This window comes from Microbacterium oxydans (genome assembly GCF_000956405.1).
GTDB lineage: Bacteria > Actinomycetota > Actinomycetes > Actinomycetales > Microbacteriaceae > Microbacterium > Microbacterium oxydans_C.
Genome location: NZ_JYIV01000026.1, coordinates 202,253 through 221,710, shown reverse-complemented (window position 1 = coordinate 221,710; position 19,458 = coordinate 202,253). Strand labels below are relative to the sequence as shown.

At 70.1% G+C, this 19,458-nt stretch carries 21 protein-coding genes; 9 read left to right on the top strand and 12 right to left on the bottom strand.

The genetic code is table 11. The annotated features are described in order from the left end of the window. Positions 1 to 14: 14 nt before the first annotated feature. Positions 15 to 584, bottom strand: coding sequence for a DUF1992 domain-containing protein (locus RN51_RS10575; protein WP_045263986.1), 570 nt, complete (start codon positions 582 to 584; stop codon positions 15 to 17). An 83-nt stretch (positions 585 to 667) separates the two neighbouring features. On the opposite strand from RN51_RS10575, the gene RN51_RS10570 reads away from it, so the two are divergent. Beyond that, on the top strand, positions 668 to 1,990 hold the full coding sequence (locus tag RN51_RS10570; protein WP_045263985.1) for an MATE family efflux transporter: 1,323 nt from the start codon (positions 668 to 670) through the stop codon (positions 1,988 to 1,990). Positions 1,991 to 2,108: 118 nt separating this feature from the next. Next, positions 2,109 to 2,453 carry a hypothetical protein gene (locus tag RN51_RS10565; RefSeq protein WP_045264056.1) on the top strand — a complete coding sequence of 115 codons (345 nt, stop codon included), beginning with the start codon at positions 2,109 to 2,111 and terminating at the stop codon, positions 2,451 to 2,453. A gap of 19 nt (positions 2,454 to 2,472) precedes the next feature. Here RN51_RS10565 and RN51_RS10560 read toward each other — a convergent pair whose 3' ends face one another. After that, on the bottom strand, positions 2,473 to 3,111 hold the full coding sequence (locus tag RN51_RS10560) for a TrmH family RNA methyltransferase (protein WP_045263984.1): 639 nt from the start codon (positions 3,109 to 3,111) through the stop codon (positions 2,473 to 2,475). A 151-nt stretch (positions 3,112 to 3,262) separates the two neighbouring features. On the opposite strand from RN51_RS10560, the gene RN51_RS10555 reads away from it, so the two are divergent. Together RN51_RS10555 and RN51_RS10550 are read left to right on the top strand one after the other, a co-directional pair. Then, complete coding sequence (locus RN51_RS10555; protein WP_045263983.1) at positions 3,263 to 4,531, top strand: Nramp family divalent metal transporter; 1,269 nt, start codon at positions 3,263 to 3,265, stop codon at positions 4,529 to 4,531. A 19-nt stretch (positions 4,532 to 4,550) separates the two neighbouring features. Further along, a complete protein-coding gene (locus tag RN51_RS10550) occupies positions 4,551 to 4,850 on the top strand; it encodes a hypothetical protein (RefSeq protein WP_045263982.1) in 300 nt (99 codons plus the stop codon). 15 nt (positions 4,851 to 4,865) lie between these two features. Here RN51_RS10550 and RN51_RS10545 read toward each other — a convergent pair whose 3' ends face one another. Beyond that, positions 4,866 to 6,311 (bottom strand): Na+/H+ antiporter NhaC family protein, encoded by a 1,446-nt coding sequence (locus RN51_RS10545; protein ID WP_045263981.1) that lies wholly within the window; start codon positions 6,309 to 6,311, stop codon positions 4,866 to 4,868. A 64-nt stretch (positions 6,312 to 6,375) separates the two neighbouring features. Then, a complete protein-coding gene (locus tag RN51_RS10540) occupies positions 6,376 to 7,989 on the bottom strand; it encodes an amidohydrolase (RefSeq protein ID WP_045263980.1) in 1,614 nt (537 codons plus the stop codon). An 83-nt stretch (positions 7,990 to 8,072) separates the two neighbouring features. Between RN51_RS10540 and RN51_RS10535 the strand changes: the two genes are divergently transcribed. The 5 genes from RN51_RS10535 to RN51_RS18550 all read left to right on the top strand — a co-directional run bounded on the left by RN51_RS10535 (position 8,073) and on the right by RN51_RS18550 (position 11,025). Then, entirely contained in the window at positions 8,073 to 8,729 is a 657-nt protein-coding gene (locus RN51_RS10535) for a TetR/AcrR family transcriptional regulator (RefSeq protein ID WP_045263979.1), read from the top strand. 9 nt (positions 8,730 to 8,738) lie between these two features. Continuing rightward, positions 8,739 to 9,368: a metal-dependent transcriptional regulator gene (locus tag RN51_RS10530; protein ID WP_045263978.1), complete on the top strand. Its 630-nt coding sequence runs from the start codon at positions 8,739 to 8,741 to the stop codon at positions 9,366 to 9,368. A 98-nt stretch (positions 9,369 to 9,466) separates the two neighbouring features. Beyond that, positions 9,467 to 10,279, top strand: coding sequence for an HAD-IIA family hydrolase (locus RN51_RS10525; protein ID WP_045263977.1), 813 nt, complete (start codon positions 9,467 to 9,469; stop codon positions 10,277 to 10,279). Between the two features lie 3 nt (positions 10,280 to 10,282). Beyond that, positions 10,283 to 10,861: a YdeI/OmpD-associated family protein gene (locus tag RN51_RS10520; protein WP_045263976.1), complete on the top strand. Its 579-nt coding sequence runs from the start codon at positions 10,283 to 10,285 to the stop codon at positions 10,859 to 10,861. Further along, entirely contained in the window at positions 10,858 to 11,025 is a 168-nt protein-coding gene (locus RN51_RS18550; protein ID WP_197073233.1) for a hypothetical protein, read from the top strand. Before RN51_RS10520 ends, RN51_RS18550 begins: the two co-directional genes overlap by 4 nt. Before the next feature lie 44 nt (positions 11,026 to 11,069). Here the strand turns inward: RN51_RS18550 and RN51_RS10515 are convergent, their stop codons facing one another. From RN51_RS10515 to RN51_RS10480, 8 genes are read right to left on the bottom strand one after another with little or no spacing between them, the layout of a single operon-like run. Then, positions 11,070 to 12,698, bottom strand: coding sequence for an ABC transporter ATP-binding protein (locus RN51_RS10515; RefSeq protein WP_045263975.1), 1,629 nt, complete (start codon positions 12,696 to 12,698; stop codon positions 11,070 to 11,072). Then, positions 12,695 to 13,807 carry a serine hydrolase domain-containing protein gene (locus RN51_RS10510; protein ID WP_052674677.1) on the bottom strand — a complete coding sequence of 371 codons (1,113 nt, stop codon included), beginning with the start codon at positions 13,805 to 13,807 and terminating at the stop codon, positions 12,695 to 12,697. The genes RN51_RS10515 and RN51_RS10510 overlap by 4 nt, the downstream gene beginning before the upstream one ends. Continuing rightward, entirely contained in the window at positions 13,804 to 14,970 is a 1,167-nt protein-coding gene (locus RN51_RS10505; protein ID WP_045263974.1) for an enolase C-terminal domain-like protein, read from the bottom strand. Before RN51_RS10505 ends, RN51_RS10510 begins: the two co-directional genes overlap by 4 nt. Next, positions 14,967 to 15,470 carry a GNAT family N-acetyltransferase gene (locus RN51_RS18545; protein WP_052674676.1) on the bottom strand — a complete coding sequence of 168 codons (504 nt, stop codon included), beginning with the start codon at positions 15,468 to 15,470 and terminating at the stop codon, positions 14,967 to 14,969. The genes RN51_RS10505 and RN51_RS18545 overlap by 4 nt, the downstream gene beginning before the upstream one ends. Beyond that, a complete protein-coding gene (locus tag RN51_RS10495) occupies positions 15,467 to 16,657 on the bottom strand; it encodes an anhydro-N-acetylmuramic acid kinase (RefSeq protein ID WP_045263973.1) in 1,191 nt (396 codons plus the stop codon). Before RN51_RS10495 ends, RN51_RS18545 begins: the two co-directional genes overlap by 4 nt. Then, positions 16,657 to 17,562, bottom strand: a complete 906-nt coding sequence (murQ, locus tag RN51_RS10490; RefSeq protein ID WP_045263972.1) for an N-acetylmuramic acid 6-phosphate etherase — start codon at positions 17,560 to 17,562, stop codon at positions 16,657 to 16,659. The genes RN51_RS10495 and murQ overlap by 1 nt, the downstream gene beginning before the upstream one ends. Further along, the gene (locus tag RN51_RS10485) at positions 17,559 to 18,446 is read right to left on the bottom strand and encodes an ABC transporter permease (RefSeq protein ID WP_045263971.1); all 888 of its coding nucleotides are present in this window, start codon (positions 18,444 to 18,446) and stop codon (positions 17,559 to 17,561) included. Before RN51_RS10485 ends, murQ begins: the two co-directional genes overlap by 4 nt. Then, on the bottom strand, positions 18,443 to 19,414 hold the full coding sequence (locus RN51_RS10480; RefSeq protein ID WP_045263970.1) for an ABC transporter permease: 972 nt from the start codon (positions 19,412 to 19,414) through the stop codon (positions 18,443 to 18,445). Before RN51_RS10480 ends, RN51_RS10485 begins: the two co-directional genes overlap by 4 nt. Positions 19,415 to 19,458 lie beyond the last annotated feature (44 nt).

Below are 19,458 nucleotides of genomic sequence, written 5' to 3'. Positions count from 1 at the left end.
GCGGGGCGTCCGGGTCAGTCGCGTCGTCGCGTGCGGAAGCGCCGGCGACGCGACTGCTCGGCGGGAACGGGGGCCGGGCGCGCGGCACGGCGCTCGGCCCATGCAGCCACCTCGTGATCCACGTCGCGGAGAGGCGTCACGACCGGTGGGCCGCCCTGCAGCTGGCGCCGCGCCTCGCGCACGCGGCGGTTGAAGTCCTCCAGCACGTCGCGCACATCGGACTCGCGCCCGAGCAGGTCGAGCTGGTCGTCCAGTTCCCTGTCCTCGGTGCGGAGCAGGATCGCGGGCGGCCCGAGGCCGGTCAGGTTCTCGGTCTGGATCTTGCGCCGGATCCACCAGTCGGGATCATGGTGGGTGCCGAGCCCTTCGATGGGCTTTCCCGCACCGGGAAGATCGTCGAACTCCCCTCGACGGATCGCCACCTGGATCGCCGTCTCGATGAATGCCGCAGGATCGACGGCAGCAGCGAATCCCGGAGCGGCCCCCGACTCCGCACTCGCGTCGCCATCCGCACTCGCGTCGCCGTCCATGCTGTCGCGCCTGCTCGCGAGATACCGAGCGGCCGCGTCTCTGGGGTCCGTCATGATGCACCTCCGTGGCATCCGAGTCCTTTCACCCTACGTCCGTGGCGGCCGGTGAGGTCGGCGCCAGGTCATAGGCTCGGAGGATGACCGCGCGCCCCTCCCTCAACCGAGAGATCCTGCGGCTGGCGGTCCCCGCTCTCGGCGCGCTGATCGCGGAGCCCGCGTTCCTGATCGTGGACGCCGCGCTCGTCGGTCATCTCGGAACCACCCCGCTCGCCGGACTCGGCATCGCGGGGGCCGTGCTCCAGACGATCGTGGGGCTGATGGTCTTCCTGGCGTACTCCACGACACCCGCCGTGGCGCGGCGCTTCGGAGCGGGGAAGCCGGGAGAGGCCGTCTCCGTCGGGATCAACGGCATGTGGCTGGCCCTCGGGCTCGGCGCCGTGCTCGCGGTCATCGGAGCCGTCTCCTCGCCGTGGCTGGTCTCGCTGTTCGGTGCGAGCGAGGCCGTGGCCGCCCAGGCGAACGAGTACCTCGTGATCTCGATGTGGGGCCTGCCGGCGATGCTCATCGTGTTCGCCGCGACCGGGCTCCTGCGCGGCATGCAGGACACCATGACGCCCCTGTGGATCGCGGGACTCGGATTCGGCGCGAACGCCCTGCTCAACTGGCTGTTCATCTACGGGCTCGGCTGGGGCATCGCCGGTTCCGCCACCGGCACCGTGACCGCGCAATGGGGGATGGTCGCCGCCTACGTCCTGGTCGTGCGTCGTCTCGCCACCCGGCACAGCGCCTCCCTGCGCGCGCAGGGAGCGGGTCTTCGCAGCACCGCGACATCGGGCGGATGGCTGTTCCTGCGCACCGTGAGCCTGCGCATCGCACTGCTCGCGACCGTCGGCGTGGCCACCGGCATCGGCACGGACGAGCTGGCCGGATGGCAGATCGTCTTCACGATCTTCTCGGCCGCCGCGTTCGCGCTCGACGCCCTCGCCATCGCAGCGCAGGCGCTGATCGGCAAGGAACTCGGCGCCGGAGACCAACAGCAGGTGCGCCGTGTGCTGGCCCGCACCGTCGCCTGGGGCGCGTGGTTCGGCGTGATCGTCGGCGCGGTGATCGCAGCCCTGTCGGGTGTGCTCGGCATCGTCTTCACGGGATCGGAGGAGATCGCCTCGCTCGTGCAGCCTGCGCTGCTCGTGCTCGCCGTCGCCCAGCCGATCGCCGGTGTGGTCTTCGTGCTCGACGGAGTGCTGATGGGGGCGAACGACGCCCGGTACCTCGTGATCGCCGGCGGTCTGAACCTCGTGCCGTTCCTCCCCGCCCTGTGGATCGTCACGGTGACAGGGGTCGACGGCACCGCGGGACTCGTGTGGCTCGCGGTCGCCTTCTTCGGCGTCTATCTGCTCGCCCGGCTCGGCACGCTGGGCTGGCGCGTACGGTCGGGACGCTGGCTCTCCGCCACCGCCTGATACTGCACCGAACCAGCCGATCGCGACTTCTCCACAATCGCTGGAATCCGCGGAATACTAGGTCGCCGCCCCCTGGTGCTCTCGACGAGGATCGAGGGACACTGAAGGGATGCTGGGGATGACGGAACCACAGGTCTGGACACTGATCGGCGTCTTCGCCGCGGGGATGTTCGGCACCATCACACTGATCTCGACGATGTTCCTGCGCACGATGCAGAACGGGTTCGAGGGCGTGCGCACGGAGATGCGGAATGAGTTTGCGAGCGTGCGCACCGAGATGAGGAACGAGTTCGCGAGCGTGCGGACCGAGTTCCGGAACGAGTTCGCGAGCGTGCGCACCGAGACGGGTAGCGAGTTCGCCGGCGTGCGCACGGAGATCCGGGCGGTGCATGAGCGCATGGATCATCTCGACCGCGACGTGAGCGCGATCTATCGCCACATCTTCGGCATCGACCGCGGCTGACCGATCGCACGAGCCGTGGTCAGGCCGCGTATCTCCGACACCACTCGTACATGATCACGGCGGCCGCAGCGCTGGCGTTGATCGACCGGGTGGAGCCGTACTGAGTGATCTCGATGTGCGCGGACGCCGCAGCGAGCGCCTCCGGTGAGAGGCCCGGCCCTTCCTGTCCGAACAGCAACACGCAGCTCTGCGGCAGCTCTGCCTTGTCGACGGGCACCGCTCCCTCCACGTTGTCGACCGCGATGATGGGGATCCCCTCCACGGCAGCCCAGGCGGCGAACGTCTCCACGTCTTCGTGGTGCACGACGTGCTGGTAGCGGTCGGTGACCATCGCACCGCGCTTGTTCCAGCGCCGCCGGCCGATGATGTGCACGGTGTCGGCGAGGAACGCGTTGGCGCTGCGCACGATCGACCCGATGTTCATGTCGTGCTGCCAGTTCTCGATCGCGACATGGAACGGATGCCGCTGGGTGTCGAGGTCGGCGATGATCGCCTCCATCCGCCAGTAGCGGTAGCGGTCGATCACATTGCGGGTGTCACCCGCCGCCAGGAGCTCAGGGTCGTACTGCTCGCCCTCCGGCCAGGCTCGCTCGCCTCCCGGCCACGGACCGACGCCGTACCCGGGCTGGGCGATCGACCCTGTGCTCGCATCATCCATCCGGCCAGGCTATCGCCGTGACGACCTCGGCTCGAATCGCGCACATGGTTCCATCCGCCCCCGAATGGAACCATGTGCGCGATTCGAAGGGATTTAGGTCCACCGAAAAATACGCTACGGTTTCGGTGTGCCTAAAAATACTTCCGCTCCGATGACGAACCCGACCGCTCCCCCGGCCAGGGCTCCGCGCAGTCTGTGGTTGCTCGGACCCGCCCTCGTCGCGGGTGTCGCGTACCTCGACCCCGGCAACGTCGCCAGCAACATGACCGCAGGCGCGCAGTACGGCTACCTGCTGGTGTGGGTCGTCGTCGCGGGCAACGTGATGGCCTGGCTGATCCAGTACCTCTCCGCCAAGCTCGGGGTCGTCACCGGACAGAGCCTTCCGGAGCTGCTGGGCTCACGGCTCACGCGCCCCTGGGCCCGCCGCGCATACTGGCTGCAGGCGGAACTCGTCGCGATGGCGACCGATCTGGCCGAGGTCATCGGCGGCGCGGTCGCCCTCAACCTGCTCTTCGATGTGCCGCTGCTGCTCGGCGGCCTGATCACCGGTGCGGTCTCGATGATCCTCCTCACGGTGCAGAGCCGTCGCGGGGCACGTCCGTTCGAGTTCGTGATCATCGCGCTCATGGCGATCATCACGATCGGCTTCGTGGCCGGCGTGTTCGTCGCACCACCGGACCCGGCCGGTGTGCTCGGCGGCATGGTTCCCCGGTTCGAGGACACCGGCTCCGTCCTGCTCGCGGCCTCCATCCTCGGTGCGACGATCATGCCGCACGCCATTTACGCGCACTCCTCCCTGGCCCGCGACCGCTTCGGCGCCGCGACCGCTCACGTCGGCGATGAGGCGGTGCGCACCGAGGCTTCACGCATCCGCCGCCTACTCACGGCCACCCGCTGGGACGTCTCGATCGCCATGGTGGTCGCCGGCTCCGTGAACCTGTGCATCCTGCTGCTCGCCGCCGCGAACCTCGCAGGCGTGGAGGGCACCGACTCGCTGGAGGGCGCGCACGCCGCGCTCGCCGCCGGACTCGGACCGGTCGTCGCGACCTTCTTCGCCGTCGGACTGCTCGCCTCGGGGCTGGCATCGACCTCGGTGGGCGCCTACGCCGGGGCGGAGATCATGCACGGCCTGCTGCACGTGCGCATCCCCCTGCTCGCCCGTCGGCTGGTCACGCTGGTCCCGGCGCTCGTGATCCTGGGCATCGGCTTCGACCCGACGCTCGCACTGGTCCTCAGCCAGGTGGTGCTGTCGTTCGGGATCCCGTTCGCGCTGATCCCCCTGGTCGCCCTGACCGCGCAGCGACGCACCCTCGGCACCTGGGTGAACAGCCGCTGGACGACGGCGGCCGGCGTGATCGCCTCCGTGCTGCTGATCGCGCTCAACGGAGCCCTGCTCTGGCTGGTGCTGACGGGCGCCTGACCCCGGATAGGCTCGACACATGTCTGCCGAGAACGCCCGCCGCAACGTCCGCATCCTCACCTGGACCGGCTTCGCGGCGGGCGTGATCGGCGCCGTCCTGATCGCATTCCCGAAGGTCATCGACCTCGCGAGCCCGTGGGTGCAGCTCGCCCTCGGCATCGCCACACTCGTGCTGGCGTTCCGGGCACGGAAGATCGGCATGGCCGAGATCGAGGACTTCGACGGACGCCTGTCGCTGGCCGCCGCGCTCCTCGGATTCCTCGTCGTGTTCTTCGCGGGTCAGGCCGCGTTCGGCATCCTGGTCGCCGTCGCGAACTGACCCGCGCAGACCGCGCTACGTCGTGACGAAACCCGTCACGAGGTAGAGCACGAACGACAGCCCGGCGGCGATGCCCGCGTAGGGCAGGATCGCGAGCATCAGGTTGAGGGGCTTGATGCCGATCGACCGCGACGCGAGGATGATGCCGTCACCGTACAGGCACGTCGTGCTGCCCAGCGCCGCGCCGGAGAACACGGCGGCACCCGCGAGGATCGGGTCGGCGCCGAGGGCGAGCGCCAGCGGAAGCACGACCGGGGTGATGACCGCGGCCAGATCCCAGAACGATCCCGTCGCGTAGGCGTACACGCCGCACACCGCGAACACGATCGCCGGGAGCAGTGCCGGGGTGAGCACGGGCTCGGTGACCTGGATCACGAACTCCGCCAGCTGCAGGGTGATGTTCATCTCCTGCACCATGAACGCGAGCACGGTGAGCACCATCACGAACAGCATGCTCTCGATGCCCTCGAGCGCGGCATCAAGCACCGCGCGGATGCGGAGTCGGCGCTGCACGAGCACGATCACGATCGTCACCGCGAGAGACGCGGCGGTGCCGGCGACCACGTTGGCGTTCGTCGCGATCGTCACGCCGACGAGCACGGCCATGGCGATCAGGAATCCCCACGGTTGCGGCTTGCGGCCGGTCTCAGTTGAGGTCGCGAGCGCCGTGGCGACGCGCTGCGCGGTCGAGCCGTCCGGGTCGTCCGCCTTCAGCTCGGCGAGGAGGGCCGCCCCTTCGGCCTTGCGCTCCCCATCCGTCGTGCCGACCGGGAAGACGTCGCCGTCACGCTCGGCACGGAGCGCATCACGCTTGATCGCCCCCAGCTTCGGCAGCCAGCCGATGCTCATCAGGAGCGCCACGGCCAGGGCAGCCCAGCCGAAGAAGATGAACGGGATGGCCTGCAGGTACGCCCCGAAGCCGGTGCCGCCGACGGTGACCCCCTGCGCCTCGAACAGCCCGGAGAAGAACAGCGCCCACGTCGAGACGGGGATGAGGACGGCGATCGGTGCGGCCGTCATCTTCATGATCGCGCCGAGCTGCGTGCGGGGAACCCGGTAGCGGTCGGTGACCCGCTTCATCGAGGTGCCGGTGGTGAGCACGTTGAGGTAGTCGTCGACGAACAGCACGACCGAGAGCAGGAAGGTCAGCACCAGCGACTTGCGACGGGACGTGACGAATCGCTCGGCCCAGTCGGCGAAGTCGGTGACGATGCCCGACTTCTCGAACAGCATCATCAGCATGCCGAACAGGGCGACGATCAGCAGCAGCCACTGCGCCGTCTCGTTGGAGAGGGCTGTGCCGGTGTACTCGACCCAGACGTCGAAGCCGCCCCAGCCGCCGAGGATCAGCGCTCCGGCGACGGTGCCGCAGAAGAGGGCGAACAGGGTGCGTCTGGTGGCGACCGCGACGATCAGGATCACCACGATGGGCAGGAGCGCGAGAGCGCCGAATTCGGGCATGGGGGTCACCTCAGTGAGAAGGAGCATGGAGGGATGCGGGCGCGAAGGAGCGGCGAGCCGGGGGTCAGGGCTCGACGCCGCCGACGACCGTCCCCTGTACGGGAAGGTCGGGGAGGTCGTCCGGGGAGACGTGCAGCGGGTTCTCCGCCCACACGGCGTAGTCGGCTGTGAACCCGGGGGCGATGCGACCGAGGTCGGTATCCCCCTGAGCCAGCGCGGCACCCACGGTGTATCCGTGCAGCGCCTGGTACGGGGTGAGTGCCTGGTCGGGCTCGAACACCGGGGCGTCGGGGTCGCCGGGACGTCGGCGCAGCATCGACCAGGCGAGGCCGATGCGCGCGTCGTTCTGCGCGATGGGCCAGTCCGAACCGAGAGCGAGAGGGGCTCCCGCGTCCCAGTAGTCGCGCACCCGCCACGCGCGGGCGGCGCGCTCCGGCCCGAGGCGGTGCGACCAGTCGTCGGAGCCGTCGGCCTTGCGCCACTGCATGTGCAGGGGCTGCATCGAGGCGGTGATCCCGGCGGCGGCGATGCGTGCGACGTCGCGGTCGGTCGTCGTCTCCAGGTGCTCGATGCGGTGCGGGGCGCCGGAGGCACTGCGCACACCGGCAGCGAGGTACGCGTCGACGACCTCGCCCACCGCCCGGTCGCCGATCGCGTGCGTCGCGACCTGGAACCCGGCATCGGCATACCGGCGCACCGTGCGGGCGTAGGCGGCGATGTCCTTCCAGAAGGGCTCGAGCCCCTCACCTGCAGAGTCGGGCTCATGCAGCCATGCGGTGCCCGTCTCGACCACGCCGTCGGCGTAGAGCTTGACCGATCCGCCACGCCAGCGCTCGCCGCGTCGATCCCGCATCCGCAGGTTCTCGATCGTCCGTTCCTCGTCGAATCCGGGCTCATGGTCGATCGCCGAGACGATGCGGACCGGAAGACCCGGGCCCTGCTCCAGCGCGTCGAGCAGATCGAGTGTGGCGAAGCCGCCGTCCATGATCGTACCGCCGGTGAGTCCGGAGTCGCGCAGCCCGCGCAGCAGGTCGTGCCCGATCGCCAGGGTCTGCTCGCGGGTCCGGGCGGGGGCGCTCAGCCGGACCGGCTCGTAGGCGCCGAGTTCGCGCAGCTCGCCGGTGGGGTGGCCGTCGGCATCGACGACCACGCACGACGAATCCTCGAACTCACGCGCACCTGTGATGCCCGCACGCTCCAGGCCGGCGCGACTGGCGAGGGCGGTATGCCCGTCGAAGACGATGAGCAGCGCCGGGAGTCCGCGCACCGCGTCCTCGATCGCGGCGGCGGTCATCGGCAGGTCGTGGAACACGTCGTAGTCGAGATTCCAGCCGCGGACCCACGGGTCCGCATCTTCGGCGAGCGCGCGGTCGGCCTCGACGCGAAGGGCGGCGAGCAGCGCCGCCCCGGTGGCCAGACCGCCGAGGTCGATGCCCGCCGTCAGCTCGATCCCCTGGATGGGGTGCAGGTGCGCGTCGATGAGGCCAGGCGTCACCGCTGCTCCTCCCAGGTCCTGCACGACGGTGCGGGGTCCGCGGAGCTCACGCACGAGCGCATCGTCGCCGACCGCGAGGAAGCGTCCGTCGCGCACGGCGAAGGCTGTGGCGAGCGGGCGGCGCGGGTCCATCGTCACCACGTGCGCGCCGGTGACAATGGTGTCGGCGTCGAAACCGGTCATGACTGTACCTTCATCGGTATGGGAGCTCTCGGTATTGAAAGAGTTTCAATAAAGTACCAGACGCCGGAGCGGAAGCAAGCACGATGACGAAAACCCCGCGCAGCGTCGGCCGACCATCGACCCAGGTGCTCACCGAGGAACGCATCCTCGAGGCCGCCTTCCGGCTCAGCGCCCAACGCACACCGCGTCAGTTCACGATGACTGCGCTCGCCGAGTCGCTCGGTGTGCGCACCTCTGCCCTCTACCACCACTTCGCGAACCGGGACGCCGTGATCCGGGCCATGCGAGGGCAGGTCAGCCGCGCGCTCGTCTCCCCCGTCCTGCACTCGATGCCCGTGGAAGAGGCACTGCTCACCTGGGCGCACAGCTACCGCGCGGCCGCGATCGCCGCGCCGGAAGCCATGGTCATGCTCGCGACATCGCCGATCGACGCCGACGAGGGCTCGTTCGCCGACTACGACCAGATCGCACGCCTGCTCGCGCACGACGGGTGGCCCACCGAGACCATCGTGGACGCCATCGTCGCCCTGGAGTCGTTCATCATCGGCTCCGCGCTGGACGCGCTCGCGCCCGCCGACAACATGGCACCGGGAGCGCTTGCCCCGCAGTTCCCGACCTTCGCCGAGGCCGAGGCCGCCAGGGCCCGGCTCAGCACGGACCCCGCCCGCCGCACGTTCGAGATCGGGGTGCGGGCACTCATCCACGGACTCACCGCATGGGCGCGCGAGAGCACCACGTAGGCTGGGCGGGTGGCATCCCCTGCAGCTGACGACTATCTGAAGACCGTCTACGCGCATACCGAGTGGCAGGACGCACCGATCACCCCCTCGGTGCTGGCCGCGAAGCTCGGCATCGCGCCGTCGTCGGTCACCGAGATGGTGAAGAAGCTCGCCGCCGCCGGACTCGTCTCGCACGTGCCCTACGGAGCGGTGCGGCTGACCGAAGCGGGGACGACGCGCGCTCTGGCCATGGTGCGACGACACCGCCTGGTCGAGACCTGGCTGGTGCAGGAGTTCGACTACGGCTGGGACGAGGTGCACGACGAGGCCGAGGTGCTCGAGCACACCATCAGCGATCGACTGCTCGAGGGCATAGATGCGCGCCTCGGACGCCCCCGGTTCGACCCGCACGGCGACGCGATCCCCGACGCCGAGGGTCGCATCGAACGCGCTCCGTTCGTGCTGCTCGCCGATGCCCCGGTCGGACACGTGGGTCGCGTGCTGCGGGTGAGCGACCAGGACCCCGAGGTGCTCCGCGCCGTCGAGGCGTCCGGCATCGCCGTGGGCGTCGAGGTGACGGTGACCGAGGACGGCTTCTCCGTCGGTGGGACGCACGCCGAGGTCGCGCACGCTGCCGACGCGATCTGGCTCACGGCCTGACGCCGGCCCTTTCGAATCGCGCAGATGGTTGCGTCCGGGGTCGCGATGGAACCAATTGCGCGATTCAAACGGAAAGGTGCGGCCCCTAGGCTGTGCACATGGCAAAACGTGACGACATCGAATGCTGGCTCACCGACATGGACGGCGTGCTGGTCCATGAGAACGACGCCATCCCCGGGGCCTCGGAACTGCTCGCCGGATGGGAGAGCGCGGGCATCCCGTATCTGGTACTCACCAACAACTCGATCTTCACCGCGCGCGACCTGTCCGCACGCCTGCGCATCAGCGGTCTGCACGTGCCGGAGGAGCGCATCTGGACCTCGGCCCTCGCGACCGCCGACTTCCTGAAGCAGCAGCTCCCCGGCGGCTCGGCCTTCGTGATCGGCGAGGCCGGCATCCTCACCGCCCTGCACGACGCCGGCTTCATCATGACCGAGACGAACCCGGACTTCGTGGTGGTCGGCGAGACGCGCAACTACTCCTTCGAGGCGATCACGAAGGCGATCCGGCTCATCATCGGCGGCGCACGCTTCATCGTGACGAACCCCGACGCCACAGGCCCGAGCACCGACGGTCCGCTGCCCGCCACCGGAGCCATCGCCGCCCTCATCACGAAGGCGACGGGCAAGGAGCCGTACGTGGTCGGCAAGCCGAACCCGATGATGTTCCGCTCGGCGCTGAACAAGATCGGCGCGCACTCGAAGCGCACGGGCATGATCGGCGACCGCATGGACACCGACGTGGTCGCCGGCATCGAGGCTGGTCTGCACACCGTGCTCGTGCTCACCGGGATCAGCGACCAGGCCGAGATCGAGAAGTACCCGTTCCGTCCGGACGAGATCGTGCAGTCCGTGGCCGACCTGCTGCCGCGGATCACCGAGACGATCCCGACGGTGAAGACCAAGAAGTAGCTCGTGGGCGCACTCGACGAGGGCGAGCGGTTCCGGGCCGGTGATGCGGCGGCGTGGCGCGCCTGGCTCGAGGAGAACCACGAGCGCACGGCGGGGGTCTGGCTGCTGAGCGTGCGCGGATCGTCGGACGGCGTCGGCTACGAGGATGCCGTCCGCCAGGCGCTCTGCTTCGGATGGATCGACGGTCCCGTACGCGTGTTCGGCGAGGGGACGGACGACCGCGCCAATGGGCAGTGGTTCTCGCCGCGGCGTCCCGGCAGCGGGTGGGCGGCCACCAACAAGGCGCGCATCGCCGAGCTCGAAGCGGCAGGGCTGCTCGCACCCGCGGGTGTCCGAGCGCTGGAGACCGCGAAGGCCAACGGCTCATGGACCGTGCTCGATGGCCCGGAGGCCGGGATCGAACCGGACGAGCTCGCCGTCGCGCTCGATGCCGACCCCGTCGCCCGCGCGAACTGGGACGCGTTCCCGAAGTCGGTCAAGAAGCTCGGACTCACGCACATCGCGATGGCCAAGCGACCGGAGACCCGGGCAGCGCGCATCGCCAAGATCGTGGCGGATGCCGCGGAGGGAAGACGCCCATGAACCAGAGCGACCTGCTGTTCCTCGTGATGTTCGTGATCCTGCTGTCGACGCTGACGGTGTTCGTCGTGCAGTTCATCCGCTCCCGCCGACGGCGTGGCCCCGGCGAGGATGAGCGCGCCGGCTGGTGGGAAGGTCCCTGGGACGACGACGACCGCAAGCGCTGAACCTGCGGTCGTCGACGTCGGCGCAGGTCGACATCGGCGCGCGCTCAGGACGCCAGTGACGCCCCGGGGATCGCGGCGAGGAGCTCTCGCGTGTACGGGTGCTGCGGGGCGTCGAAGATGCGCTCGGGGGTGCCGCTCTCGACCACGACGCCCCGCTGCATGACGTGCACCTCTTCGGAGATCATGCGCACCACCGCGAGGTCGTGGCTGATGAAGAGGTAGCTGAGCCCGAGCCGCTTCTGCAGGTCGGCGAGCAGGTCGAGGATCTGCGCCTGCACCAGCACGTCGAGGGCCGACACCGCCTCGTCGAGCACCACCAGCTCGGGTTCGAGCGCGAGTGCCCGGGCGATCGCCACGCGCTGACGCTGCCCTCCGGAGAGCTCATGCGGCAGACGTTCGGCCATGGCCGCGGGCAGGGCCACCTGCTCGAGCAGCTCGAGCACACGGGCATGGCGGGTGGCCGCGGTGCCGATGCGGTGCACGCGCAGCGGCTCGGCGATCGACTGCTCGACCGTGTAACGCGGGTCGAGCGAGGCGTAGGGGTTCTGGAAGACGGGCTGCACACGTCGACGCAGGGCGAACAGCTCCTTGCGTCGGAGCGTGGTCAGGTCGAGCCCGTCGAACAGGATCGAACCCGACGTGGCGTCTTCGAGACCCAGCACCATGTTCGCGGTCGTCGACTTTCCGGAGCCCGACTCGCCCACGATCGAGACCGTCGTGCCGCGCCGGATCTCGAAGCTCACCCCGTCGACGGCGGTGAAGGTCTCGGGCTCGCCCGGCTTGGGCGCGCGCAGCGCGAACTCCTTGCGGAGGTCGCGGATCTCGACGAACGGCGTTCCCGTGGCGGTCTCGCGCTGCGGCAGGGCGTCACGGCGCGAGGCGAGACTCGGAGCCGCCGCGAGCAGCTGCTTGGTGTACTCGTGCTGCGGAGCGCCGAGCACCTGGGCAGAGGTGCCCTCCTCGACGACACGGCCGCGGAACATCACCACGATGCGGTCGGCGCGCTCGGCCGCGAGGGCCAGGTCGTGCGTGATGAGGAAGACCGCGGTGCCGAGCTCGTCGGTGAGGGTGTCGAGCTGGTCGAGGATGCGCCGCTGCACGGTCACGTCGAGCGCCGAGGTGGGCTCGTCCGCGATCAGCAGACGCGGCTTGCACGCCAGGCCCATCGCGATCAGGACACGCTGACGCATGCCGCCGGAGAACTCGTGCGGGTACTGGTGCGCGCGCTGCGCGGCGTCGGCGATGCCCACCATCTCCAGCAGTTCGACGACTCGTGCCTTGGTGGCGTCGCCGTGCGTGTGTCCGTGCACCTCGAGCGCCTCGCCGATCTGCTCGCCCACCCGCATGAGCGGGTTGAGGTTCGACATCGGGTCCTGCGGCACGAGCCCGATCCCGGCACCCCGCAGCGAGATCATCGCGTTCTCCGGCAGGTCGGTCAGCTCGCGACCGTCGAAGCGGATGCTGCCTGCGGTGATCACGCCGTTCTCCGGGAGCAGACGGTTGACCGCGGCTGCAGTGGTCGACTTGCCCGAGCCCGACTCCCCCACGACCGCGACGGTCTCGCCTGCGGCGATGTCGATGGTGACGTCGCTGACGGCGGTGACCAGCTCGGAACCGGTCCGGAAGGCGACGGCGAGGCCGCTGATGCTCAGCACGGGCTCGGTGGTGCTCATGGGGTTCTCGTTCCTTCGTTGTCGAAAGCGTTGTCAGAAGCGTTGCCATCAGGCAGGAGTGGGGGGAGAGCCGTACGCCACAGCGTCTCGGTCGGCACGGGCTCGGAGGCGAAGAGTCGGTTGGTCAGCAGCACCGCGGACGCACCGGTCCCCGGCACGATCCCGAGCGCACAACCGGTGAAACCGGGGTGCCAGAGCACGCGGGTCGGCCGACCGGCGAGGGCGGCCGTGTCGCTGCGCCACCCGAGTGCCTGGCCGGTGTCGGGCCCGTCTCGGAACAGCTCGGCCACGGTCTCCGGGTGCCAGAGGTCGGGGTGCCGTTCGGGCGCGGCGAGCGCGGCGCCGAGGGTCAGCAGGTCATCGGCGGTGCTGAAGAGCCCCGCATGCCCGGACACGCCGCCGAGGGCATGGAAGCAGTTGCCGTCGTTCACGACACCGCTGATCTCGTCGTCGCGCCAGGCGAAGTCGGTGTCCGCGGTGAGCACGGGGTACGGCACTCCGGTCGCGACCATCCGGCGCTCGGCCGCATCGCCGACAGCGGAGGAGGCGACGGGCTGACCGACGGGACCGTAGCCGGTGCGGGCGAGACCGAGCGGCGCGGTGACGAGCTCCCGCACTGCGGCGTCCAGGGGCCGTCCGGCGATCGCGGCGATGATGCGACCGAGCAGCATGAAGCCCAGGTCGGAGTAGTGTCGGGCCTCGTCGAGGGCGTAACGGAGCGGGATCGCGTCCATCGCCGCCGCGGGGTCTCCCGCATGCGCGCGGTCGAGGTAGAGCGGCTGCCACTCCCAGAGGCCGGCACGGTGCTGCAGCAGGTGGCGCACGGTCGTCCCGGGCGCACAGGCGGTACCGGGGACGAAGCGGTCGACCGGGTCGTCGAAGCGCAGCTCCCCGCCGCTGACCAGCCGGAGGATCGCGGTGGTGGTCGCGGCGACCTTCGACACCGAGGCGATGTCGAAGGCGGTACCGGTGGTCATGGCGGTCCCGGCGAGGTCGGCCAGGCCGCCGGCGGCGACATCCCGCCCTGCGTCCGTGATGACACCCGCGACGACGCCGCGCGGGCCGGATGGTGCGGCCAGGACGGCGGAGACGGCGGCGGCGGCGCTCATGCAGTCACCCCGGCTCTCGTGGAGAGGTCGACGAGGATCTCCGGCTCATCTGCGAGCAGGCCCGTGATGCCGATGCCGTTCCCGCTGTTGAGGTCGAGGTCGAGTGCATCCCCGGTCAGCCTGACTCCGCCGGTCACGGGCGAGCTCTGCAGCCAGAACGCCGCGTCCAGGTCGTGCACGACATCCGGGGCGACGGCGGCCGCGAGATGGGCGGCGGCGCTCACTCCGACGTGCGACTCCATCATGCAGCCGATCACGACGCCGAGCCCGGCGGTGCGCGCAGCCTCAGCGGCGACGAGCGCCTCGGCGAGGCCGCCCGTCTTGGCGAGCTTGAGGTTCATGAGGTCGGCGGCACCACGCTCGGAGATCCGACGCACATCGCGCGCCGTACGCACCGACTCGTCGGCCATGATCGGGGTGTCCACCGCATCCGTCACGGCGGCGAGCGCGTCGAGGTCGTACGCGGCGACCGGCTGCTCGACGAGTTCGAGCCCGAGCCCCGCGTCCTCTGCGGCACGGATGACGCGGATCGCCGTCTCGACGTCCCAGGCCTGGTTCGCGTCGACCCGCAGCGTGATGTCGGGCCCGACGGCGGCATGGACCGCCCGGAGTCCGGCGATGGTGTCGTGCGCCGCGGAGGCCTTGATCTTGAGGCAGCCGAAGCCCGCGCCGACGTGCTCCTCGGAGAGCGCCGCCAACGCGGACGGCTCCCCCGCGGACAGGGTCATGTCGGTGCGGATGCGCGGGATTCTCGAGGTGCTGTCCACAGCGAGGGACGAAGCGAGGTCCGCGACGAGCGGCGATCCCTGCTGCTGCGCGGAGAGGTCGGCGACGGCGCACTCGACGGCACTGCGGGCGGCGGCGTTGCCCCAGATGGCGCGTGCGATGTCGGTCGCGAGGGCGGGATCACCGGCATCGCGCTGCAGGACGACCTCGGAGAGCGGCCCCGCGACAGCAGCGGCCACGCTCTGCGGGCTCTCCCCCGTGACGCGCCAGCTCGTGGCGGCCTCACCATATCCGCGACGACCCTCGGCGTCCGTGACCTCGACGAGCACGACATCGAGGTGGTCGGTGCGGCGCACGGCCGTGACGAAGGGGCGCACCAGGGGCGACGACACCCGGAGCACGCGGATGCGCACGACGGCGTTCGAGCCCGCGCTCATGACCACTCCTTGCGCATGCGCTGCTCCGGCTCGCCGAACTCCGGCTGCGTGCGGGTGGCCCCGTCTGCGTGCCAGCCCTTCGACTCGTAGAACCCGATCGAGGGGGCGTTGGCCGCGAACACCCAGAGCGTGGCGGCCTCGGCTCCCGCCGCCCGCAGCTCCTCGGTCGCCCGTGCCAGCAGTGCACCGCCGATCCCACCGCCGTGGGCGCGCGGCGAGACGTAGAGAGAATGCACGGCACCGTCCACATGGCCGTCGTCTTCGGGGGTGGTGGCGTAGCGGGTGATCCCCACGATCTCGCCCTCGCGTTCGGCCACCAGCACGACGCCCCGAGAGTCGGCCAGCACCCGACGCCACAGCGCCTCGGCACGCTCGTCGGTCATCGCGTCGATCGCGGCATCCGGGAGCACACCGCGATAGCTCTCCCGCCAGCAGGCGAGGAACACGCCGAGCACCCCGGACAGGTCGTCCGGGGTGGCGGGGCGCACGGGGAGACTCACGATGCCGAGGCCTCCGTGAGCACGAGGGAGTCGATGGCGGCGACGGGCTCCGGCATCTGCAGCGGGCCGACGCCCGGCGTGATGGTGCCGAGGATCCGCGGCTCGCGCGCCCCCGTGCCGCCGGGGACGATCGCGGGCACGCCGTGCATCGTGGACCAGCCGATCAGCGCCAGGAGGATCGCCTCCTTGCTGTCGGCTGCGGCCCCCAGCTCGTCCGCCAGCACGACCTCGGTCGCGGGCAGGGCGGCGCGCAGACCTTCGAGGATCAGCGGGTTGCGGCACCCGCCACCGGACACCGCGAGGAAGCCGATCCCTGCGGCCTCGACATCACGGGCGACCGTGCGCACCGTGAGCTCTGTGAGGGTGCGCACGACGTCGGCGACCGCGAGCTCGCGGCCCTGCGCGGCCAGGTGCTCGTGCACGTAGCCGAGGTGGAAGTGCTCCTTGCCCGTGCTCTTGGGCGGGGTGAGCGCGTAGTAGGGGTCCTCGAGCAGCGCGGCCAGGAGCGCTTCGTCCACCTGTCCGGTGCGGGCGATCGCGGCGTCGTCGTCGTAACCGAGCGGGTTGAGGCCGTGCTCCACGATGACGGCATCGACCAGGGCGTTCGCCGGTCCGATGTCGTAGGCGACCAGGCCGTCGGGCCGCACGACGGTCATGTTCGAGATGCCGCCCAGATTCAGTGCCGCGGACACTCCGGCACGGCCGCGCAGCAGCAGCTCGTCGAGGAACGACACCAGCGGGGCTCCGTGTCCGCCCGCGGTGATGTCGCGGATGCGGATGTCGGACACCACGGGCACACCGACCTTCTCGGCGATCCAGGCGGGCTGCCCGATCTGCAGGGTGCCGAGCGCGTGGGCACCGTCGACCCAGTGGTACACGGTCTGGCCGTGCGAGCAGACCGCGTCGACGCCGCCGACCTCTGCCGCGACGTCGGCCGCGACGTCGGCGAACGCCTGCCCGATGAGAGTGTCCAGCTCGGCCACCTCGGCGAGGGTCGTCTGCGCCGGAGGCAGTGCCGCGATCAGTCGCGCCCGCAGCTCTGGCGTGTAGGGCACGCTCGTCGCCGCGAGCACCCTTCCCTGCAGATCCACGCCGTGGTGGGTGAACCCCCCGCTGGTGGTGAAGTCGACGACGGCGGCATCGATCCCGTCGTGCGAGGTGCCGGAGATCAGTCCGAGGACGCGCATCAGTTCTCCTCCAGTGCGGTGCGCAGCCGACCGTCGGCCGCGTCCAGTCGTGCGGTGGCCGCGGCGAGGTCCTCGCCGCGGCGGATCATGATCGACGCGAGCTTCACGTCGAAGGACGCGGCCTCGAGGGCGGCGACGGCCGCGGCGCGATCGACGTCCGCGATGGTCTGCACCATGCGGATCGCGCGCTCGCGCAGCTTGTGGTTCGTGGCCTTCACATCCACCATCAGGTTGCCGTAGGCCTTGCCGTTGCGCACCATCGAGATGGTCGAGAACATGTTCAGCACCAGCTTCTGAGCCGTGCCGGACTTCAGACGGGTGGAGCCGGAGAGCACCTCAGGGCCGACCTCGACCTCGATCCCGTGCTCGGCGGCGGCGCTCAACGCGGTGTCGACGTTGCACGACAGGCCGATGCTGAGTGCTCCACGCTCACGTGCCCGGCGCACTGCCGCGATCACGTACGGCGTGCGTCCGCTGGAGGCGATGCCGATCACGGTGTCGAGCGGACCGATGCCCGCCGCGTCGATGGCCTCAGCGCCGGCTTCCGCGTCGTCCTCCGCGCCTTCGACGGGATTCACGATCGCACCGGGACCGCCGGCCATGATCGCGAACACCAGCTCCGGCGGGGTGCTGAACGTGGGCGGACACTCCGAGGCATCGAGCACACCGATGCGTCCGGGGGTGCCTGCGCCGACGTACACCAGGCGTCCGCCCTGCGCCATGCGCGCGGCCGTCGCCTCGATCGCCGGCACGATCTGGGGCAGAGCCCGCTGCACCGCGGCCGGCACCGTGGCATCGGCCTCGTTCATGGTCCGCGCGAGCTCTGCGACGCTCATCCGGTCGAGCTCCGCGTATCGGGGGTCGCTGGCCTCGGTGGCCAGTGCGCCGAGATCCTCCATGGTCATCGCTTTCCTCTGTTCCGAGGGTCGAGGCTGTCGCGCAGACCGTCGCCGAGCAGGTTCAGACCGACGACGAGGAGCACGACGATCACGCCGGGCGCGATCATGGTCCACGGGGCGATCGTGACGAGCGTGCGCGCCTCGAAGATCATCGAGCCGAGCGACGGTGCGGGCGGCGGCGTGCCGAGTCCGAGGAAGCTCAGCGACGCCTCGGTGAGCACAGCCCACGAGAGCGACAGCGTGACCTGCACGATGATGATCGAGGTGATGTTCGGCAGCACGTGTCGGAACATGGTCGCCATGCGGCTCTGCCCCGTGCTCTTGGCCGCCTTGACATACTCCACCTCGCGCAGCGACAGCACAGGGCCGCGAGTGACGCGGATGAAGATCGGCACGTAGACGATCGCGATGGCCACGGCGATCGTGAACCAGTTGCGGTCGAACACGGACGCCAGCGAGAGGGCGAGCAGCAGCGGGGGGAACGCGAACAGCACGTTGGTGACAGCGGTGATCGCCCCGTCGGAGAAACCGCGGTAGAAGCCGGCGATCAGGCCGCAGACCGTGCCGACCACGGTCGCGAAGGCCACGGCGACCACGGAGATCAGCGCCGAGTTGGCGACGCCGGCGGCGACACGGGAGAACACGTCGCGACCGAACTGGTCGGTGCCGAACCAGTGCACGGCCGACGGCGGCTGCAGACGGGAGGGCGGATCCTGCGCGAGCGGATCGAACGGCAGCAGGCCGAACGCCGAGACGAGGCTCAGCACCGCGAGGAGCACGACGATGATGAGGCCGGCGAGACCGCTGCGGCTGCGCAGCAGGAGACGCACGCGCTCCATGGTGCGCCCGCCGCCGGGGGCGATGGTCGGGGTCTGAGAGATGTCGGTCATGCGGCACGCACCCGAGGATCGATGACCCGGTACAGCAGGTCGGTGAGCAGGTTGACGATGACGAAGGCGAGCGCGATCACGAGCACGGTGCTCTGCACGAGGGCGTACTCCTTCTGCTGGATGCCGAGCAGCACCTGACGCCCGATGCCGGGGAGCGAGAAGATCTGCTCCACCACGACCGCACCTCCGAGGAGGTAGCCGAACTGCAGACCGGTCATCGTGACGATGGGCACCAGCGCATTGCCGAGCACGTGGCGCACCTGCAGCCGGCGCGGGGGCACGCCCTTCGCCCTGGCGGTGCGGATGAAGTCGTTGGAGCGGATCTCGAGCACCGCGGTGCGGGTCGTGCGCATGATCGGGGCCGCGATGCCGAAACCGAGCACGATCGAGGGCAGCAGCATCTGCTGGAGGTTCAGCAGCGGGTTCTCGAAGAGCGTGGCGTAGGCCTGCCCGTTGGGGTTGAACCCGAACGACTGGGCCAGGATCGCGAGCAATGCCGTGCCGAGCAGGAACGCGGGGATCGAGAGCCCGGCGAGCCCGACGACCTGACCGACGCCGTCGCGGAACGAGTCGGGCTTCGAGGCGGAGAGCATCCCCAGCGGGATGCCGATGGCGAGGGCGATCACGATCGAGATGATCGCGAGCTCGAAAGTCACGGGGAGGGCGGCGGCGGTGAGATCGAGGACGCTCGTCTGCGCCCGCGAGGAGAAGCCGAGGTTGCCGGTGAAGATGTTGCCGAGCCAGGAGAAGAACTGCACGATGAGCGGCTGGTCGAGGCCGTAGTACGACTCGAGGGCGGCGCGCTGGGAGGGCGTGAGCGCGGCCGCCTCGGTGCCGAGGCCGGAGCTGATCTGGTCGCCGGGGATGGCCCGCAGCATCAGGAAGACGAAGATGGCGACGCCGAGGAGCGTGCCGAGGGCTGCGAGGATGCGTCGCAGCACACTGTTGCGGAGGAGCTGTCTGAACATGCGCGTGTGTGGGTGCCTGTCGTCGGGGAGGGAGGGGGCGCGGG

What these genes read in the sequence shown, in the direction of transcription:
- RN51_RS10515 (WP_045263975.1), bottom strand. Translation starts at nt 12,698, where the DNA reads ATGAGCACCACCGAGCCCGTGCTGAGCATCAGCGGCCTCGCCGTCGCC.
- RN51_RS18550 (WP_197073233.1), top strand. Translation starts at nt 10,858, where the DNA reads ATGAACCAGAGCGACCTGCTGTTCCTCGTGATGTTCGTGATCCTGCTG.
- RN51_RS10550 (WP_045263982.1), top strand. Translation starts at nt 4,551, where the DNA reads ATGTCTGCCGAGAACGCCCGCCGCAACGTCCGCATCCTCACCTGGACC.
- RN51_RS10485 (WP_045263971.1), bottom strand. Translation starts at nt 18,446, where the DNA reads ATGACCGACATCTCTCAGACCCCGACCATCGCCCCCGGCGGCGGGCGC.
- RN51_RS10540 (WP_045263980.1), bottom strand. Translation starts at nt 7,989, where the DNA reads ATGACCGGTTTCGACGCCGACACCATTGTCACCGGCGCGCACGTGGTG.
- RN51_RS10535 (WP_045263979.1), top strand. Translation starts at nt 8,073, where the DNA reads ATGACGAAAACCCCGCGCAGCGTCGGCCGACCATCGACCCAGGTGCTC.
- RN51_RS10480 (WP_045263970.1), bottom strand. Translation starts at nt 19,414, where the DNA reads ATGTTCAGACAGCTCCTCCGCAACAGTGTGCTGCGACGCATCCTCGCA.
- RN51_RS10495 (WP_045263973.1), bottom strand. Translation starts at nt 16,657, where the DNA reads ATGCGCGTCCTCGGACTGATCTCCGGCACCTCGCACGACGGGATCGAT.
- RN51_RS10575 (WP_045263986.1), bottom strand. Translation starts at nt 584, where the DNA reads ATGACGGACCCCAGAGACGCGGCCGCTCGGTATCTCGCGAGCAGGCGC.
- RN51_RS10525 (WP_045263977.1), top strand. Translation starts at nt 9,467, where the DNA reads ATGGCAAAACGTGACGACATCGAATGCTGGCTCACCGACATGGACGGC.
- RN51_RS10570 (WP_045263985.1), top strand. Translation starts at nt 668, where the DNA reads ATGACCGCGCGCCCCTCCCTCAACCGAGAGATCCTGCGGCTGGCGGTC.
- RN51_RS10555 (WP_045263983.1), top strand. Translation starts at nt 3,263, where the DNA reads ATGACGAACCCGACCGCTCCCCCGGCCAGGGCTCCGCGCAGTCTGTGG.
- RN51_RS10510 (WP_052674677.1), bottom strand. Translation starts at nt 13,807, where the DNA reads ATGAGCGCCGCCGCCGCCGTCTCCGCCGTCCTGGCCGCACCATCCGGC.
- RN51_RS10505 (WP_045263974.1), bottom strand. Translation starts at nt 14,970, where the DNA reads ATGAGCGCGGGCTCGAACGCCGTCGTGCGCATCCGCGTGCTCCGGGTG.
- RN51_RS10565 (WP_045264056.1), top strand. Translation starts at nt 2,109, where the DNA reads ATGACGGAACCACAGGTCTGGACACTGATCGGCGTCTTCGCCGCGGGG.
- RN51_RS10560 (WP_045263984.1), bottom strand. Translation starts at nt 3,111, where the DNA reads ATGGATGATGCGAGCACAGGGTCGATCGCCCAGCCCGGGTACGGCGTC.
- RN51_RS10545 (WP_045263981.1), bottom strand. Translation starts at nt 6,311, where the DNA reads ATGCCCGAATTCGGCGCTCTCGCGCTCCTGCCCATCGTGGTGATCCTG.
- murQ (WP_045263972.1), bottom strand. Translation starts at nt 17,562, where the DNA reads ATGACCATGGAGGATCTCGGCGCACTGGCCACCGAGGCCAGCGACCCC.